This window comes from Kribbella flavida DSM 17836 (assembly GCF_000024345.1).
Taxonomy (GTDB): Bacteria; Actinomycetota; Actinomycetes; order Propionibacteriales; family Kribbellaceae; genus Kribbella; species Kribbella flavida.
The window spans coordinates 3,158,662-3,173,890 of sequence record NC_013729.1 but is presented as its reverse complement, the minus strand read 5'-3'; the positions used below and the strand labels follow the sequence as shown (position 1 = coordinate 3,173,890).

Sequence of the window (15,229 nt, the reverse complement as noted above, 5' to 3'; positions counted from 1 at the left end):
GTTCCAGCCCCTTGACCCGCCGTGCCGCAGGCGCGGCATCAGTACAGTCATGGGGCCAACCTAACCGTGGCGGGGGATCAGACCGCCTTCGCGCGCGCCCGTCCCGTCCGATCCGGATCGCCGGTGGGCGGCATCCCGCGCAGGCGCCGGGATCCGGGTCGGACGGGCCGTCCTGAGGTGGTTCAGCGCGGCGGCAGGTCCTTGCGCCACAGCACCGTGCCGTGCAGGTCGCGCAGCGAGACGCTGAAGACCTCGGTGCGCGGGTCGATCGCGACGTGGCCGAAGAACTGGTTGCCACCGCTCGGAGGCTGGTTCGGGAAGTCCGCGGCCTTGACGAACTCCAGCTTCGGGCCGAACGTCGGGTCCAGCGCGTTCGGGCCGAAGGTGCCGGCGTTGATCGGGCCGGCCACGATCTCCCAGAACGGCTCGAAGTCGGTGAAGGCCGCCCGGGCCGGGTCGTAGTGGTGCGCGGCGCAGTAGTGCACGTCCGCGGTGAGCCAGATCGTGTTCTTGACCTTGCGGCGCTTGAACTGGCTGAGCACCCAGGCGATCTCGTGCTCCCGTCCACCGGGCGCGCCGGCCAGACCGTTGGCCACCGCCTCGATCTCGCTGCCGTCGGGCACCAGCACGCCGATCGGCATGTCGCTGGCGATCACCTTCCAGGCGGCCTTGGAGGCGGCCACCTCGCGGACCAGCCAGGCGGCCTGCTCGGCGCCGAGAATCGCGACCGGTCCGGCCACCCCGGGCGCCGGGTTGGCGTCGCGGTAGGTGCGCATGTCGAGGCAGAAGACGTCCAGCAGCGGACCGTGGCTGACCTTGCGGTAGAGCCGGTCCCGGCCGCCCGGGCGCTGCATCGGGAGGTACTCGACGAACGCCTGCCGGGCCCGGGCCGCGAGCACGTCGACCCACTTCTCGGTGTAGCGGGGGTCGGTGAGGATCTCGCCCGGGTACCAGTTGTTCACCGTCTCGTGGTCGTCCCACTGGCTGACGATCGGCACCTCGGCGTACAGGTCGCGCACGTTGTGGTCGAGCAGGTTGTACTTGTACCGGCCGCGGTACTCCGCCAGCGTCTCGGCGACCTTCGCGACCTCCTCGGTCACCACGTTCTTCCAGACGGTGCCGTCGGCCACCAACACCGTGGCCTCGATCGGGCCGTCGGCGTAGATGTTGTCGCCGGAGTGCAGGAAGAAGTCGGGGTTGGTCCGGTGCATCGCGCGGTAGGCGATCATGCCGCCGAGGTCGGGATTGATGCCCCAGCCCTGGCCGGCCGTGTCGCCGGTCCAGACGAAGCTGACCCCGCGGTTGCGGCCGGGCGTGTTGAACGACCCGGTCCGGCTCTCGCCGCGCCGGCCGTACGCGTCCTCGAAAGACACCCGGTAGTCGTAGCGCTGCCCGGGCCGCAGCCCCTTCAGCGGCAGCTGCGCGGTGAAGTCGTTCTCCGGCCCGGTGACCGGGCCGCGCAGCCGGATCGCCCGGTCGAACCGGCCGTGGCTGGTCAGCTCGACGACCAGCCGGGAGCGGCGGTCGGTCCGGGACCAGAGCACGGCGGAGTTGGCGGTCACGTCGCCGCTGGCCAGCCCGGACGGAAGCCCCGGGCGGTCACGGCGGACGACGGAAGGCACCGCGGCGGCGACGCCGGGCACCGCGAGCGAGGCGCCCGCGACGGTGGATGCGGCCAAGAGCTGGCGGCGGCTCAAGTTCATGCTGCCGAAGGTGCTCCTCGGGAATGACGCCCGCGTGACGTCGAGGCGAACTGCCTGACAACTCAGCCCGAGCTGGTCGCTGCTGGTGGCGGACCGACGATGGCAACGTCCGAAGGGGATCCACCACGTCCCGGACGGATACGCAAACTTCTGCACAGCCGAGCCATGAGTTGCGTGTGCTCGGTGCCCGTGGTTCCGTTGAAGAAGAAGGCCACTCCTCGTGGCGCTGCCCTGGACCCGGTAGCGCATCGACCGATGCACTACCCGGAATGGGGTTTCACCAGTGTCCCAAGTCGTTGCCGACGACGTCGGCCCGCTGCGGCCGCAGCAGCAGTTCGCCAGCCTCTACACGGACCTGTCGCACACCGTGCGCGACCTGGGTCTGCTGCGCCGCCGGTACGCCTACTACTGGACGCGGATCGGTCTGGTGCTCGCCTCGCTCGGCGGCATCGTCACCGGATTCGTCCTGCTCGGCAACTCCTGGTTCCAGCTGTTCATGGCGGCCGCGCTGGCGCTCGTGCTGACCCAGGTCGCCTTCCTGAGCCACGACAGCGCGCACCGGCAGATCTTCGACTCCGCAGCCTGGAACGACTGGACCGCGCGGGTGCTGGCCGGCGGCATCGCCGGCATGAGCATCACCTGGTGGCGCTCGAAGCACAGCAAGCACCACAACGCGCCGAACCAGGTCGGCAAGGACCCGGACATCGGCCCCGGCGTGCTCGCGTTCACCCCCGACAACGCCGTACGGCGCAGCAGCGCGGCGCAGTGGTTGACCGACCGGCAGGGCTGGTTGTTCTTCCCGCTGCTGACGCTGGAAGGCATCAGCCTGCACGTGTCGAGCCTGCAGCACCAGTTCCGGCGCGGCGCCACCCGGATGGAGCGGATCGAGGCCGCGGTGGTCATCTCGCGGCTCGGCGGTTACGTGGCCGCGCTGTTCCTGCTGCTGCCGCCCGGCAAGGCCGCGGCCTTCCTCGGCCTCCAGCTGGCGCTGTTCGGCGTCTTCCTCGGCGCGTCGTTCGCCCCGAACCACAAGGGCATGCCGCTCGTCCCGGCCACGATGAAGCTCGACTTCCTACGCCGCCAGGTGCTGATGTCGCGCAACATCCGCGGCGGTCTGCTGGTCGACTTCGCGCTCGGCGGCCTGAACTACCAGATCGAGCACCACCTGTTCCCGAGCATGCCCCGCCCGAACCTGCGGCGGGTCCAGCCGATCGTCCGCGAGTACTGCGCCAAGCACGGCGTGAAGTACACCGAGGTCGGCCTGTTCGAGTCGTACCGGATCGTCACCGACTACCTGAACAACGTCGGCCTGCGCGCCCGGGACCCCTTCCAGTGCCCGCTGACCGCGCAGTACCGGGCCTGAGGGCACGCCCACCGGCAGCGGCTCAGGCAGGCGGGATCTCGCCTGAGCCGCGAATGGTGAGCTTGACCGGGACGCGAACGGTCCGGCCCGGCCGGTGCGGTTCGGGCAGGCGCTCGGTCATCAGCTGGATCGCGGTCCGGGCCATCACGTCGGCCGACTGAGCAACCGCGGTCAGGCCCGGGCTGAGCAGGTCGCCGAGGGCCAGGTCGTCGAAGGAGACCAGCGCGACCCGGTCACGACGGCCGGCCATGCCCCTCAGTACCTCGGCGGTGGTCATGTTGTTGGCCGACAGCAGAGCGGTCGCCGGCTCCGGGCGGTCCAGTACGGCGGACAGCGTGATCCCGATGCCCTCGGTGGTCGGCTCGGACAGGTGGACCAGGTCCTCGTCGACCTCGATCCGGTGCCGGGCCATCGCCGCGCGGTAGGCGACCACGCGTTCGCGGGCGGTGAAGATCCGCTCGTCGTCGCCGAGGTAGGCGATCCGGCGGTGTCCCTGGCGGACCAGGTGGTCGATCGCCTGGTCGATGCCACCGGCGTTGTCGGCCAGCACCGCGTCCGCCTCGATCCCGTGCGCCGGGCGGTCGATCGTGACGACCGCCATCCCGGCGTCGACGTGCGGGGCGAGGTAGTCCTGGGTCTCCCCGATCGGCGCCATGATCAGCGCGTCCGGCCGCCGGGCGACGAACTCCAGGCAGACGTCCCGCTCGCGCTCGGGGTCCTCGTCGGTCAGCCCGATCATCACCACCGAGCCGCTGGACCGGGCCCACAGCTCGACCGCGCGGCCGAGCGAGGCGAAGAACGGGTCACCGATGTCGCGGATCACCACGGCGATCGTGCCGGTCTTGCCGCGGCGCAGCATCCGGGCGCTCTCGTTCGGGGTGTAGTTGAGCTCCTTGATCGCGGCCTGGACCTTGGCGGTCAGCTCCGGGCTGACGTTCGGCTCCTCGTTGACCACCCGGGACACCGTCTTCAGCGCGACGCCAGCCCGGGCGGCGACCTCTTTCATGGTGGGCCGGCGCTGCCCGGCTCCGTTGACACCAGTGATACTCACAGGCCCACCCCTTTCGACTGTGTCAGCTCTCCACGACGACCGGGATGATCATCGGGCGTCTGCGGTGAGTATCGCTCACCCACTTGCCGACCACCCGGCGAATCACCTGCTGCAGCTGGTACATGTCGTCCACACCGCTGCCGATCGCCTTCTCGATCTCCGCCTCGATCTTCGGCCTCAGGTCGTCGAAGACGGTGTCGTCCTCGGCGAACCCGCGGGCCTGGATCTCGGGTCCGGCGGTCAGTTTGCCGGTGACCGAGTCCATCACGGCGATCACCGAGATGAAACCCTCGTCCCCGAGAATCCGCCGGTCCTTCAGCGAGGTCTCGGTGATGTCGCCGACCGTCGAGCCGTCCACGAACACGTAGCCGCAGTCCACCTTGCCGGCCACCACGGCCAAGCGGTCGACCAGGTCGACCACCACACCGTCCTCCACCACCACCACGTTCTCGGCCGGTACGCCGGTCTGGCGGGCCAGCGCCGCGTTCGCGTGCAGGTGCCGGATCTCGCCGTGCACCGGCATCACGTTGCGCGGCTTGACGATGTTGTAGCAGTACAGCAGCTCACCGGCCGACGCGTGGCCGGACACGTGCACCAGCGCGTTGCCCTTGTGGATGACGTTTGCGCCGTGCCGGGTCAGGCCGTTGATCACCCGGTAGACCGAGTTCTCGTTGCCGGGGATCAGCGAGGACGCGAGCACGACGGTGTCGCCGGGCTGCAGCTGCACGCTGTTGTGGTCGTTGGCCGCGATCCGCGACAGCGCCGACATCGGCTCGCCCTGCGAACCGGTGGAGACCAGCACCACCTGCTCCGGCGGGTAGTTCTCCAGCTCGCGCATGTCGATCAGCGTCTCGCCGGGCACGGTCAAGAAGCCCAGGTCCCGGGCGACGGCCATGTTGCGGACCATCGAGCGGCCGACGTACGCGACCTTGCGGCGGTGCTTCACCGCGGCGTCCATCACCTGCTGGACCCGGTGCACGTGGCTGGCGAAGCAGGCGACGATGATGCGCTGGTTGCGGGCGTTGGTGAAGACCCGGTCCAGCACCGGCGCGATGTCGCGCTCATGGGTGGTGAAGCCGGGCACCTCGGAGTTGGTGGAGTCGACGCAGAACAGGTCGACCCCCTCCTCGCCGAGCCGGGCGAACGCGCGCAGGTCGGTGATCCGGTCGTCCAGCGGCAGCTGGTCCATCTTGAAGTCGCCGGTGTGCAGCACCAGGCCGGCCGGGGTCCGGATCGCGACCGCGAGCGCGTCCGGGATCGAGTGGTTGACCGCGACGAACTCGCACTCGAACGGGCCGAGCCGAACCTTCTCCCCCTCGACGACGACCTGCTGCGGCACGTTGCGGTGCCGGTGCTCGCGGAGCTTGCCCTCGAGCAGGGCCAGCGTGAGCCGGGACCCGAGCACCGGGATGTCGCCGCGCTCGCGCAGCAGGTAGGGCAGGCCGCCGATGTGGTCCTCGTGGCCGTGGGTCAGCACCACCGCCACGATGTCGTGCAACCGCTCCCGGATCGGCTGGAAGTCGGGCAGGATCAGATCGACACCGGGCTGGTTCTCGTCCGGGAACAGCACGCCGCAGTCGACGACCAGCAACTTGCCGTCGTACTCGAAGACGGTCATGTTGCGACCGACCTCGCCGAGCCCACCGAGCGGGATCACCCGGAGCGCACCCGGCGCCAGTGGTGCCGGGGCGGCGAGATCGGGGTGGGGATGACTCATGCAACCAGTCCTGACGTCTTGAGATCGGTGGTGAGCCCGTCGACCTGCGCAGTGGTCGCCTCGACCAGCGGCAGCCGGACGGTCGCGTGCTCGGTCACGCCGAGCAGCTTGAGCGCGGCCTTGACCATGATCGCGCCCTGGGTCCGGGTCATGATCGCCTCGACGGCCGGGATCAGCCGTCGGTCGAGCTCCCGGGCGGTGGCCAGGTCGCCGGCGACGGCGGCGTCGATCAGCTGCCGGTACTGCGGGCTCGCGACGTGCGCGACGACGCTGGCGATACCGGCGGCGCCGATCGCCAGCCAGGCGAGGTTGAGCTCGTCGGCACCGCAGTAGTAGGCCAGGTCGGTGTTCGCCAGCACCTTGGCGGCGGCGACGACGTCGCCCTTGGCGTCCTTCACCGCGACGATGCGCGGGTGATCGGCGAGCGCGATCAGGGTCTCGGTGCGGATCTCGACGCCGGAGCGGCCGGGGATGTCGTACAGCAGGTTCGGCAGGCCGGTCGCGTCGGCGACCGCGGTGAAGTGCGCCTTCAGGCCTTCCTGCGGCGGCTTGTTGTAGTACGGCGTGACGACGAGCAGTCCGTGCGCGCCGGCGGCCTCAGCGGCCTGGGCCAGCGCGATCGTGTGCGCGGTGTCGTTGGTGCCGACGCCGGCGACCACCTGGGCGCGGTCGCCGACGGCCTCCAGCACGGCGCGGACCAGCTGGTCCTTCTCCTGGTCCGACGTGGTCGGGGCCTCGCCGGTGGTGCCGTTGACGATCAGCGCGTCGTTGCCCTGGTCGACCAGGTGGCCGGCGACCTTCTGCGCGGCCTCGAGATCGAGCGAGCCATCCGTGCGGAACGGGGTGATCATCGCCGTGGTCAGCCGGCCGAAAGGCGGGGCTGTCGGGGCGGAGGACGCAGCTGAGGACATGGGGGTCAGATTACCGCTCCGAACACCTCGGGACATGAGTAGGCCTGGTGGCTGTCCGCTCGGGGGTCCGGGCAGCCACCAGGCTCACTCGTCCTATCGGGCAGGCGCCAGGAGTCGTTACAGCTTTCATCGAAAAAGTCGGAAAAAGTTTCTGTGAACACGGTTAGTGAGCATCCGGTGGCGGTACGTGCAGATCTGGGCGCAGCGGACGGACCTCTCAGCCGCTACCGTCGGTGCCGTGTCCACCCCTGTGAACGCTCCCCGCCCGCCGGCGGCCGAATCGGTTTCGATCACGATGATCACGCTGGTCCTGCCCGTGCCGGCGATCGCCGGTGCTCTGTGGTTCGCTTTTGCCGACATCGGGCTGGGCCACCGGCCGGAGACCTGGTCGCTCCTGGTCCCCGTGGTGCTGGCCGCGGCCGCCTACGCGTACTGCGAGGTGGCCGGCTTCCGCGCGCAGCCGCTGCCCTACGGCGGCGATCCGGCCGAGGTGGAGAACCGGTCGTGGCAGGCCTTCAACCGTGCGGGGTTCGTCCGCTTCGTGCTGTGCGAGGCGGTGTTCATGGTGACGATCCCGATCGCGTTCGTCGTCGACAGCTACTGGCCGATCCTGGTCGGCGCGCTGCTGGCCGTTCCCCTGATCGCCTGGGAGTGCTGGCCGAGCCTGCGCAACCGCCGGCGCTTCGCCGCCTCGCTCGAAGCCGGCGGGGCGCCGTCGTACCTGCTCGGCCGGACGCAGGACCGGCTCTGACCTTGGACCGGGCTATCCGGCGGCGGTCCGGTAGACCAGGCAGCCCCGGCGTTCCAGGTCGTGGACCCACTCGGGCACGACCGGGAGATCGAGCCAGCGCAGGTCGAGCTTTTCCAGCGCCGGGAACGCGTCGGAGCCGAGGTCCGGCAGCCGGGTGATGCGGTTGGCGCGCAGGTCCAGCTGACGCAGCTGCGGCAGTCTGCTCAGCGCGACCGGGAACTCCGTCAACGCCGCACCGCGCAGACTGACCACCCGCAGCTCCGTCAGTTGGTCGAAGGTGCCGGGCAGACCGGTCAACGGATTGCGGTCGAGGTGGAGTTCGCGGAGCGCCGAGAGGCCGCCGTACTCGGTGGGCAGCGTGGTGAACTGGTTGCCGTACACGCGGAGCTCGACCAGGTTCCGGAGGCCGCCCAGGGACGCGGGCACCTCGCTGAGGCCGTTGTCAGTGGCCCCGAGGTAGAGCAGCGAGGTCAGTCCCCCCAGGGAGTCCGGCAATGAGGTCACTGCCAGATCGCTGACATAGAGGAACTCCAGGCTCGCCAGCTGCCCCAGCGTCGACGGCAGCAAGGCCAGCGGCTGGTGACTCAGGTCGAGAATCCGCAGCTCCGCGAAGTCGCCGAGCCAGTCGGGCAAGGAGGCGAGCCGGTTGCCGTGCAGGTAGAGCTCGCGGAGCCCGGTGTGCTCCCGGAGAGCCGGGTCGAGCTCCGTCAGGCCGGTCTCGCCGAGGTTGACCGTCCGGCGGCTCATCGGCCCGCCAGCCAGACCGACGTGGTGGACCAGATCGTGGTGGCGAGGTCCTGCGCGATGGCGAGACCGCCCGGGAGCAGCAGAACGCTGCCGACGACCAGGGCCGGAGCGATCAGCAGGTTCTCGACCGGGCCGTTGGTGCGGAAGCGCAGCGGCTTGGGCAGGCGGATCTCGTACCAGGTCTCGCCGCGGATCGGCAGCGGCCAGAGCCAGGGACAGCCCGAGCGGGTCAGGCTGTCACCGAGACAGTGCACGAACATGCCGACGGCAACGGCCGCACCGATCCAGCTGCCGATCTCGTCCAGCCCGCCGCGCAACGCCTCGACCGCCGACGTGCCGGGCAGCCAACTGCCCGCCAGCGTCCAGCCGCCCGCCGCGACGACCACGAGCAGCACCCAGTCCCCCAGCACGTCGGCGGCCAGGATCAAGCCGAGCAGCGCGATCGCCAGCACCGCACGCCAGCCACCCACCGCACCGGCGCTCGACGTCGCGAACCCGAGCAGCACCGCCGCGACCACCGTGTGGGTGGCATGCCGGTGCTGCCCCGTGCTGTCCTCGTCGCGTGGCCCCTTGGTCAGCGAGTACAGCAGGGCGGAGAACGCCCGGAGCACGCTGGACACGAAGCCCGTCAGCGGACCGAGCAGCCGGGACGCGCTCGCGCCCGGGTGGTCGAGGTCGGGCAGCAGCGCGTAGCCCGCCGTCGCCGCCGCGAACGGCACCACCTCGGCCACCGTGGTCAACCCGATCACCGGCGCGACCACCAGGCCCGCGCACCAGCCGGACAACGCATGCGAACGCCCCATCACGGCGCCCCACCCCCATCAGTCGTGAGGTGCCGATTCTGTCAACGCCCACCGACAGTTCGGCGGAGGCGCACAGAGGGCGGCCGACGAGTTCCGGCCGCCGGGCTCAGCGGTGCGGCGGACGCCACTGGTACGGCGGCGCCGGCTTCTTCACCCGGGTGGTCGCCGCGAACGGCACCGCGTCGGGGCGGCACACCGTCCCGGCCGCCGGCAGCGCCCCGGTCAGCAGGTAAGCGCTCGCGTAGCCGTCCGCACAGGCCGACGTGAACAACGAGGTGTGGCCCCAGCCGCTGACGGTCAGCAGCCGCGCCCGACCGAGAATCCGGGACGTGCTGACCGCGTCCTCGTACCGGGTGGCGGGATCCCAGCGGTTGCCCACGACAAGGACCGGGTGCGCCGTCGGCTTGCTGAACGGGCCGAGGTAGCGGTCGGCGTCCCTCCCCGGCCAGTTGGCGCAGATGCTGGATCCCCAGATCCAGCGTCGCCCGAAGTACGGCCACTGGCGGTCGGCAGCCCGGGCGGCGCGGGCCCAGGCGGAGGCCGAGCTCGGGTTCAGCGAGTCCGTGCACCAGACGCCGTAGAAGCCCTCCGCGCCTTGGGTGTACGGCGGGTCCGCGAGTGCGGCGCGTGCGGCCCGTACCGCCCCGGCAGACGCGATGTCCAGACCCTGCAGGTACTTCGCGAACTCGGGCCAGTCCACCGGCGAGTACATCGCGACGAGCGAGGTGGTGACCAGGTCCGCATAGGTGACGACCACGCTGCCACCCTCGCCGTCCGGCATCGTGATCGGCTGCTTGCGCAGGCGGGCCGCCAGCGCGTCGTACCGAGCCGTGGGATTACCGCCGCTGAAGGCGCACGTCGCACCGCCGGCGTCGCACAGCCGCAGGAACTCGCGCAGGGTCTGGTAGGCGCCCTGCTCGCTCTTCAGCCGCGCGTCGACCGGTTGCCGGCGCCACTCGCCGTTGCGGCCGGTCGCGTCCGAGACCGGGTCGATCACGCCGTCGATGAGCACCGCGCGCACCCGGTGCGGGAACAGGTTCGCGTACACCGAGCCGATGTAGGTGCCGTAGGAGTACCCGGCGTACGTCAGCTTCTGGTCGCCGACCGCGGCCCGCAGCAGGTCGAGGTCGCGGGCGACGTTGGCGGTGGACATGTGGTCGATCACCGGTCCGGCCCGCCGGGCGCAGGCCGCGGCGTACGCGCGGTCGTACTTCACCCACTCGCGTTCCTCGGCCACGGTGACCGGGAACGCGAACGGCGCGGTCGCCGCGGCCGCCTGCTCGGCGGTGTCGAAGCAGGTGAGCGGCGTACTCGCCGCCACGCCGCGCGGGTCGAAGCCGACGAGGTCGAACCGGGCCCGCACCTCGGCGGAGTACAGCGTCTTGCCGACCGACTGGGCGAAGTCGACGCCCGAGCTGCCGGGGCCGCCTGGATTCAGGAAGAGGGAGCCGATGCGCCGGGACGGGTCGGTGGCGCGGATCCTGGTCAGCGCGAGGCTGATCGCCGGTCCGTGCGGCTGGTCGTGGTCCAGCGGGACCTTCGCCGTCGCGCACTCGAACTCAGGGGCGGACTGACCGCACGGCTTCCAGGACAGAACTGGCACGGCTGGTGCTTTTCCCGGCCCGGCAGCGCCGACCGCTGCCGAGCCGGCATCGGCCGCAGCGTGGCCGGCCGTGCCCTGGGCGGCTCCGAGCAGACCGGCGACGAGCGCACCCGCCACACCGAGCGACATCCAGCGTCCTGACATCCGAACCCCCAGGAAAAAGGAAGCAGAGCGCTCCGCATCTTTCCCGCTCGGCCGGCTCGGCGACGCCGGTGGCAGCTACCGGCCACCGGGTCAGGCGTCGAAGTCGAGGGTGACCTTGGGGGTGGTCGGGTGGGACTGGCAGGTGAGCACGTAGCCGGCGGCGATCTCGTCGGGTTCGAGGGCCCAGTTGGTGTCCATCCGGACGGTGCCCTCGACAACCTTCGCGCGGCAGGTGCCGCACACGCCGCCCTTGCAGGCGAACGGCGCGTCGGACCGGACCGCGAGCGTCGCGTCCAGCACCGGTCTGCCGTGCTCGGTGAGACCGAACGTCGAGCGGCGGCCGTCCAGGATCACCGTCACCTCGGCGGCGTCCTCGTCGACCACGGTCTGCTCGACCCGGGTCACCGGCGCCTCGTCGCCGACGTGGAACAACTCGGCGTGCACCTGCTCCCGCGCGACGCCCTGCTCGAGCAGCAGGTCCTGCGCGCCGACGACCATCGCGTATGGGCCGCACAGGAACCACTCGTCGACGGTCTTCACCGGCAGGATCGTGTCCAGCATGCGGCGCAGCCGGCCGCGGTCGATCCGGCCGCTGAACAGCTCGACCTCGGTGCTCTCGCGGGACAGCACGTGCACCAGGTGCAGGCGTTCGGCGTACCGGTCCTTGAGGTCGGCCAGCTCGTCGGCGAACATCACCGAGCCGGCGGTCCGGTTGCCGTAGACCAGCGTCACCCGGCTGAGTGGCTCCTCGCGCAGGATGGTGGCGACCAGCGACAGCACCGGCGTGATCCCGCTGCCGGCGGCGACGAACGCGTAGTGCCGGTCGTGCTGCGGGTCGAGCGTGGTGCCGAACCGGCCGAGCGGCGTCATCACCTCGATCGTGTCGCCGGGTTTGAGCTCGCTCGCGGCGTACGACGAGAACTCGCCGCCGGGGATGCGCTTGACGCCGATTCGCAGGACGCCGGAGCCGGCCGGCGAGCAGATCGAGTAGCTGCGCCGGAGGTCCTCCCCTACCCGCCGCACAGTCAGGTGCTGCCCGGCCTGGAACTCGTACTCCGCGGCCAGCTCGGCCGGAACGTCGAACGTGATCGCCACCGAGTCCTCGGTGATCGCGTCGACCGCCTTGACCGTCAGGGGGTGGAAGGTGGCCCGGCGGCGCGGCGTCGTCGTGGTCGTCATCCCGGCCTCTCAGATGGTCTTGAAGTGGTCGAACGGCTCACGGCACGCGGTGCAGCGCCAGAGCGACTTGCACGCCGTGGACCCGAAGCGGCTGAGCTCGGTCGTGTCCGGAGAGCCGCACAACGGGCAGCGGATCGTCAGAGACACCGCGACCGGACCGCCCATCGCCCGTGTCCCGGTCGGTGGGGCGATCCCGTACTCCGTCAGCTTCGCCTTGCCCGCCTCGCTCATCCAGTCGGTGGTCCAGGCCGGCGACAGCACGGTCTCCACCCGGCCGTCGACGCCCAGGTGGTTCAGCGTCAGCTCGACCTCGTGCCGGATCAGGTCCATCGCCGGACAGCCCGAGTACGTCGGAGTGATCGTCACGACGACCTGGTCGCCCTCGTGCCGCACCTCGCGCAGCACGCCGAGATCGGCGATCGTCAGCACCGGCACCTCCGGGTCCGCCACCTCGCCGACCGCTGCCCAGATCGCCGCGTCCGAGAGGTCCTGCGCTGTAGCGCCAGTCTCCTCGGACGTCACCGGCCGACGGGTCACCAGGTCGCCCCGGGGTGCGAGCGCGCGACATGCTGGAGCTCGGCGAGCAGGTACCCGAGATGCTCGGTGTGCCGGCCTTCCCGTCCCCCGCTGTGCTGGTACGCCGCGGTCGGCCGCGTACAGGTGGAGTCGTCGATCACCTGGGTGACCCGGCGCAGCCACTCCTCCTCCAGCGTCGACGGATCCACCGCCACCCCCGCCAGCCGGCGTACGACGTCGTCGGCGGCGAACAGCTCCGCGGTGTACGGCCAGAGGGAGTCCAGTCCGGCCTGCATCCGCCGGTGGCTCTCCTCGGTGCCGTCGCCGAGGCGCAGCACCCACTGGGTCGCGTGGTCGACGTGGTACGCGACCTCCTTGACCGCTTTGCCGGCGACGCCCGCGAGCGTCTCGTCGGCCGACGCGCGCAGCTCCTCGTACAGCAGGTGCTGGTAGGTCGCGAAGTACAGCAGCCGGGCCATCGCGTGGCCGAAGTCGCCGTTCGGCAGCTCGCACAGCTGGAGGTTGAGGAAGTCGCGCTCGTCGCGGAAGTAGGCCAGGTCGTCCTCGGTCCGGCCGGCGCCCTCGAGCTCGGCGGCGTACTGCAGCAGCGACCGGGCCTGGCCCAGCTGGTCCAGCCCGATGTTGCCGAGAGCAACGTCTTCCTCGAGCTGCGGCGCGGCCGCGATCCACTCGGCGGTGCGCTGCGCGGCGATCAGCGCGTCGTCCCCGAGCCGGAGCGTGTAGACGAAAAGGTCGTTCACAGGTGGTCGACGCCTTCCGGGACCTGGTAAAAGGTCGGATGCCGGTAGACCTTGTCGCCGGCCGGGTCGAAGAACTCGTCCTTCTCGTCCGGGCTGGACGCGGTAATGTCGGCGGCCCGGACCACCCAGATCGACACGCCCTCCTGGCGGCGGGTGTAGACGTCGCGGGCGTTGCGCAGCGCCATCGTCGCGTCCGGTGCGTGCAGGCTACCGACGTGCGTGTGCGAGAGGCCGCGCCGCGACCGGACGAAAACCTCCCAGAGCGGCTCGATCATGCCGCACTCCCCTCGGCCGCGGCGGACCGCGCGGCCTGCTTCTCGGCGTACGCCGCGGCGGCCTCGCGGACCCAGGCGCCGTCCTCGTGCGCCTTGACCCGGTGAGCGAGGCGCTGCGCGTTGCACGGGCCGTTGCCCTTGACGACCTGGTAGAGCTCCTCGTAGTCGGGCTCGGTGAAGCTGTAGTGGCCGGTCTGCTCGTCGTACCGCAGGCCGTCGTCGGGAACCCGCAAGCCGAGCACGTCGGCCTGCGGCACGGTCATGTCGACGAAACGCTGGCGCAGCTCGTCGTTGCTGTGCCGCTTGATCCCCCAGGCCATCGACTGCTCCGAGTGGGTCGAGCTGGCGTCCGGCGGGCCGAACATCATCAGACTCGGCCACCACCAGCGGTTCAGCGCGTCCTGGGCCATCGCCTTCTGCGCCTCGGTCCCGTTGCACAGCGTGTGCAGGATTTCGAAGCCCTGCCGCTGGTGGAACGACTCCTCCTTGCAGACCCGGACCATCGCCCGCGCGTACGGGCCGTACGAGCAGCGGCACAGCGGGACCTGGTTGACGATCGCGGCGCCGTCCACCAGCCAGCCGATCGCGCCGATGTCGGCCCAGGTCAGCGTCGGGTAGTTGAAGATGCTGGAGTACTTCTGCCGGCCGCTGTGCAGCAGGTCGAGCAGCTCCGCGCGGTCGACGCCGAGCGTCTCGGCCGCGGCGTACAGGTACAGCCCGTGGCCGGCCTCGTCCTGCACCTTGGCCATCAGGATCGCCTTGCGGCGCAGCGACGGCGCGCGGCTGATCCAGTTGCCCTCCGGCTGCATGCCGATGATCTCGGAGTGCGCGTGCTGCGCGATCTGCCGGATCAGGGTCTTGCGGTACCCCTCCGGCATCGCGTCGCGCGGCTCGATCCGTCCGTCGGCGTCGATGGTGGCCTGGAAGCTGTCCATGCCGGTCAGCATAGCCCAGTTGTGACACTTTCTCGCCGTATCGGCAGGAAGTGTCACAAGAGCGGACGCGCGGCAGGCCGGCGCCCACGGGTGTCCTGCCGCTCGGCGGTGCGGCAGGCTTTGCGAGGATGGGCCCATGAGCAGCGAGTACGGCGTACCGGAGCCGGAGAGCCTGTCCGCGATGAACGAGTCGCCGATCGCGGAGACCAGCGTGCGGCTGGCCCTGCCCGCGGAGGCCAACGCCATCGGCGAGGTGCAGGTCGCGGCCTGGCGACGGGCCTACGAAGGGTTGCTGCCGGCCGACGTCCTGCTCGACCTGAACCCGGCCCAGTTCGCCGCCCAGTGGCGCGCCGCGCTGCTGTCGCCGGGCGAGGCGCGTAACCGGGTGATGGTCGCGCTGGCCGGGCGGGACCTGGTCGGCTTCGCCGCGATCACGCCGTCCGACGACCCGGACGCGGACCCGCGCACCGACGCCCTGGTCGCTGAGTTGGCAGTCAAACCGGACGCCACCCGCGCCGGGCATGGCTCGCGCCTGCTGAACGCCGTCGTCGACACGATCCGCGCGGACGGCTTCAGCCGGGTCACGGTCTGGGTCAACTCGACCGATGACGTGCTGCGCGCCTTCTACACCGAAGCCGGCTGGGCCCCCGACGGCGCCCACCGCGAGCTCGACCTGTACGGCGACGGCGCGGTCCGGATCAAGCAGATCCGCCTGCACACCGACCCCGGCCCCCAGGACTGACCTTCGACCGTCGAGCCGTGACTCCCCG

At 70.8% G+C, this 15,229-nt stretch carries 15 protein-coding genes; 3 read left to right on the top strand and 12 right to left on the bottom strand.

Annotated elements, in window-relative coordinates:
- Positions 1–182: 182 nt before the first annotated feature.
- Positions 183–1,703 (bottom strand): alkaline phosphatase D family protein, encoded by a 1,521-nt coding sequence (locus KFLA_RS14780; protein ID WP_012920604.1) that lies wholly within the window; start codon positions 1,701–1,703, stop codon positions 183–185.
- A gap of 283 nt (positions 1,704–1,986) precedes the next feature.
- Between KFLA_RS14780 and KFLA_RS14775 the strand changes: the two genes are divergently transcribed.
- Positions 1,987–3,066: a fatty acid desaturase family protein gene (locus tag KFLA_RS14775; RefSeq protein WP_012920603.1), complete on the top strand. Its 1,080-nt coding sequence runs from the start codon at positions 1,987–1,989 to the stop codon at positions 3,064–3,066.
- A gap of 22 nt (positions 3,067–3,088) precedes the next feature.
- Here the strand turns inward: KFLA_RS14775 and KFLA_RS14770 are convergent, their stop codons facing one another.
- Genes KFLA_RS14770 through dapA form a run of 3 tightly spaced genes read right to left on the bottom strand, consistent with a single transcriptional unit; the run spans position 3,089 to position 6,745 of the window.
- Entirely contained in the window at positions 3,089–4,117 is a 1,029-nt protein-coding gene (locus KFLA_RS14770) for a LacI family DNA-binding transcriptional regulator (protein WP_012920602.1), read from the bottom strand.
- Between the two features lie 22 nt (positions 4,118–4,139).
- A complete protein-coding gene (locus tag KFLA_RS14765) occupies positions 4,140–5,834 on the bottom strand; it encodes a ribonuclease J (protein ID WP_012920601.1) in 1,695 nt (564 codons plus the stop codon).
- Positions 5,831–6,745 carry a 4-hydroxy-tetrahydrodipicolinate synthase gene (gene dapA, locus KFLA_RS14760; RefSeq protein WP_012920600.1) on the bottom strand — a complete coding sequence of 305 codons (915 nt, stop codon included), beginning with the start codon at positions 6,743–6,745 and terminating at the stop codon, positions 5,831–5,833. The genes KFLA_RS14765 and dapA overlap by 4 nt, the downstream gene beginning before the upstream one ends.
- Before the next feature lie 238 nt (positions 6,746–6,983).
- Between dapA and KFLA_RS14755 the strand changes: the two genes are divergently transcribed.
- Positions 6,984–7,496 carry a hypothetical protein gene (locus KFLA_RS14755; RefSeq protein ID WP_148256640.1) on the top strand — a complete coding sequence of 171 codons (513 nt, stop codon included), beginning with the start codon at positions 6,984–6,986 and terminating at the stop codon, positions 7,494–7,496.
- Between the two features lie 12 nt (positions 7,497–7,508).
- On the opposite strand, the gene KFLA_RS14750 is transcribed toward KFLA_RS14755, so the two are convergent.
- The 8 genes from KFLA_RS14750 to paaA form a co-directional block, all read right to left on the bottom strand.
- Positions 7,509–8,243 (bottom strand): leucine-rich repeat domain-containing protein, encoded by a 735-nt coding sequence (locus tag KFLA_RS14750; RefSeq protein ID WP_012920598.1) that lies wholly within the window; start codon positions 8,241–8,243, stop codon positions 7,509–7,511.
- Complete coding sequence (locus KFLA_RS14745) at positions 8,240–9,046, bottom strand: metal-dependent hydrolase (RefSeq protein ID WP_012920597.1); 807 nt, start codon at positions 9,044–9,046, stop codon at positions 8,240–8,242. The genes KFLA_RS14750 and KFLA_RS14745 overlap by 4 nt, the downstream gene beginning before the upstream one ends.
- A gap of 106 nt (positions 9,047–9,152) precedes the next feature.
- On the bottom strand, positions 9,153–10,778 hold the full coding sequence (locus KFLA_RS14740; RefSeq protein WP_012920596.1) for an alpha/beta hydrolase: 1,626 nt from the start codon (positions 10,776–10,778) through the stop codon (positions 9,153–9,155).
- A gap of 105 nt (positions 10,779–10,883) precedes the next feature.
- Positions 10,884–11,972: a 1,2-phenylacetyl-CoA epoxidase subunit PaaE gene (paaE, locus tag KFLA_RS14735; RefSeq protein ID WP_012920595.1), complete on the bottom strand. Its 1,089-nt coding sequence runs from the start codon at positions 11,970–11,972 to the stop codon at positions 10,884–10,886.
- Positions 11,973–11,981: 9 nt separating this feature from the next.
- On the bottom strand, positions 11,982–12,494 hold the full coding sequence (paaD, locus tag KFLA_RS14730; RefSeq protein WP_041290115.1) for a 1,2-phenylacetyl-CoA epoxidase subunit PaaD: 513 nt from the start codon (positions 12,492–12,494) through the stop codon (positions 11,982–11,984).
- Between the two features lie 11 nt (positions 12,495–12,505).
- On the bottom strand, positions 12,506–13,249 hold the full coding sequence (gene paaC, locus KFLA_RS14725) for a 1,2-phenylacetyl-CoA epoxidase subunit PaaC (RefSeq protein WP_012920593.1): 744 nt from the start codon (positions 13,247–13,249) through the stop codon (positions 12,506–12,508).
- The gene (gene paaB / locus KFLA_RS14720) at positions 13,246–13,524 is read right to left on the bottom strand and encodes a 1,2-phenylacetyl-CoA epoxidase subunit PaaB (protein WP_012920592.1); all 279 of its coding nucleotides are present in this window, start codon (positions 13,522–13,524) and stop codon (positions 13,246–13,248) included. The genes paaC and paaB overlap by 4 nt, the downstream gene beginning before the upstream one ends.
- Positions 13,521–14,459 carry a 1,2-phenylacetyl-CoA epoxidase subunit PaaA gene (gene paaA, locus KFLA_RS14715; protein ID WP_237706809.1) on the bottom strand — a complete coding sequence of 313 codons (939 nt, stop codon included), beginning with the start codon at positions 14,457–14,459 and terminating at the stop codon, positions 13,521–13,523. The genes paaB and paaA overlap by 4 nt, the downstream gene beginning before the upstream one ends.
- A gap of 136 nt (positions 14,460–14,595) precedes the next feature.
- On the opposite strand from paaA, the gene KFLA_RS14710 reads away from it, so the two are divergent.
- Positions 14,596–15,201 carry a GNAT family N-acetyltransferase gene (locus tag KFLA_RS14710; protein WP_012920590.1) on the top strand — a complete coding sequence of 202 codons (606 nt, stop codon included), beginning with the start codon at positions 14,596–14,598 and terminating at the stop codon, positions 15,199–15,201.
- Positions 15,202–15,229: the final 28 nt, after the last annotated feature.

Excerpts from the sequence above, each read along its gene's own strand:
- KFLA_RS14740 (WP_012920596.1), bottom strand. The coding sequence starts at position 10,778 with ATGTCGCTCGGTGTGGCGGGTGCGCTCGTCGCCGGTCTGCTCGGAGCC.
- paaA (WP_237706809.1), bottom strand. The coding sequence starts at position 14,459 with ATGGACAGCTTCCAGGCCACCATCGACGCCGACGGACGGATCGAGCCG.
- dapA (WP_012920600.1), bottom strand. The coding sequence starts at position 6,745 with ATGTCCTCAGCTGCGTCCTCCGCCCCGACAGCCCCGCCTTTCGGCCGG.
- KFLA_RS14780 (WP_012920604.1), bottom strand. The coding sequence starts at position 1,703 with ATGAACTTGAGCCGCCGCCAGCTCTTGGCCGCATCCACCGTCGCGGGC.
- KFLA_RS14710 (WP_012920590.1), top strand. The coding sequence starts at position 14,596 with ATGAGCAGCGAGTACGGCGTACCGGAGCCGGAGAGCCTGTCCGCGATG.
- KFLA_RS14765 (WP_012920601.1), bottom strand. The coding sequence starts at position 5,834 with ATGAGTCATCCCCACCCCGATCTCGCCGCCCCGGCACCACTGGCGCCG.
- KFLA_RS14750 (WP_012920598.1), bottom strand. The coding sequence starts at position 8,243 with ATGAGCCGCCGGACGGTCAACCTCGGCGAGACCGGCCTGACGGAGCTC.
- paaE (WP_012920595.1), bottom strand. The coding sequence starts at position 11,972 with ATGACGACCACGACGACGCCGCGCCGCCGGGCCACCTTCCACCCCCTG.
- KFLA_RS14745 (WP_012920597.1), bottom strand. The coding sequence starts at position 9,046 with ATGGGGCGTTCGCATGCGTTGTCCGGCTGGTGCGCGGGCCTGGTGGTC.
- paaB (WP_012920592.1), bottom strand. The coding sequence starts at position 13,524 with ATGATCGAGCCGCTCTGGGAGGTTTTCGTCCGGTCGCGGCGCGGCCTC.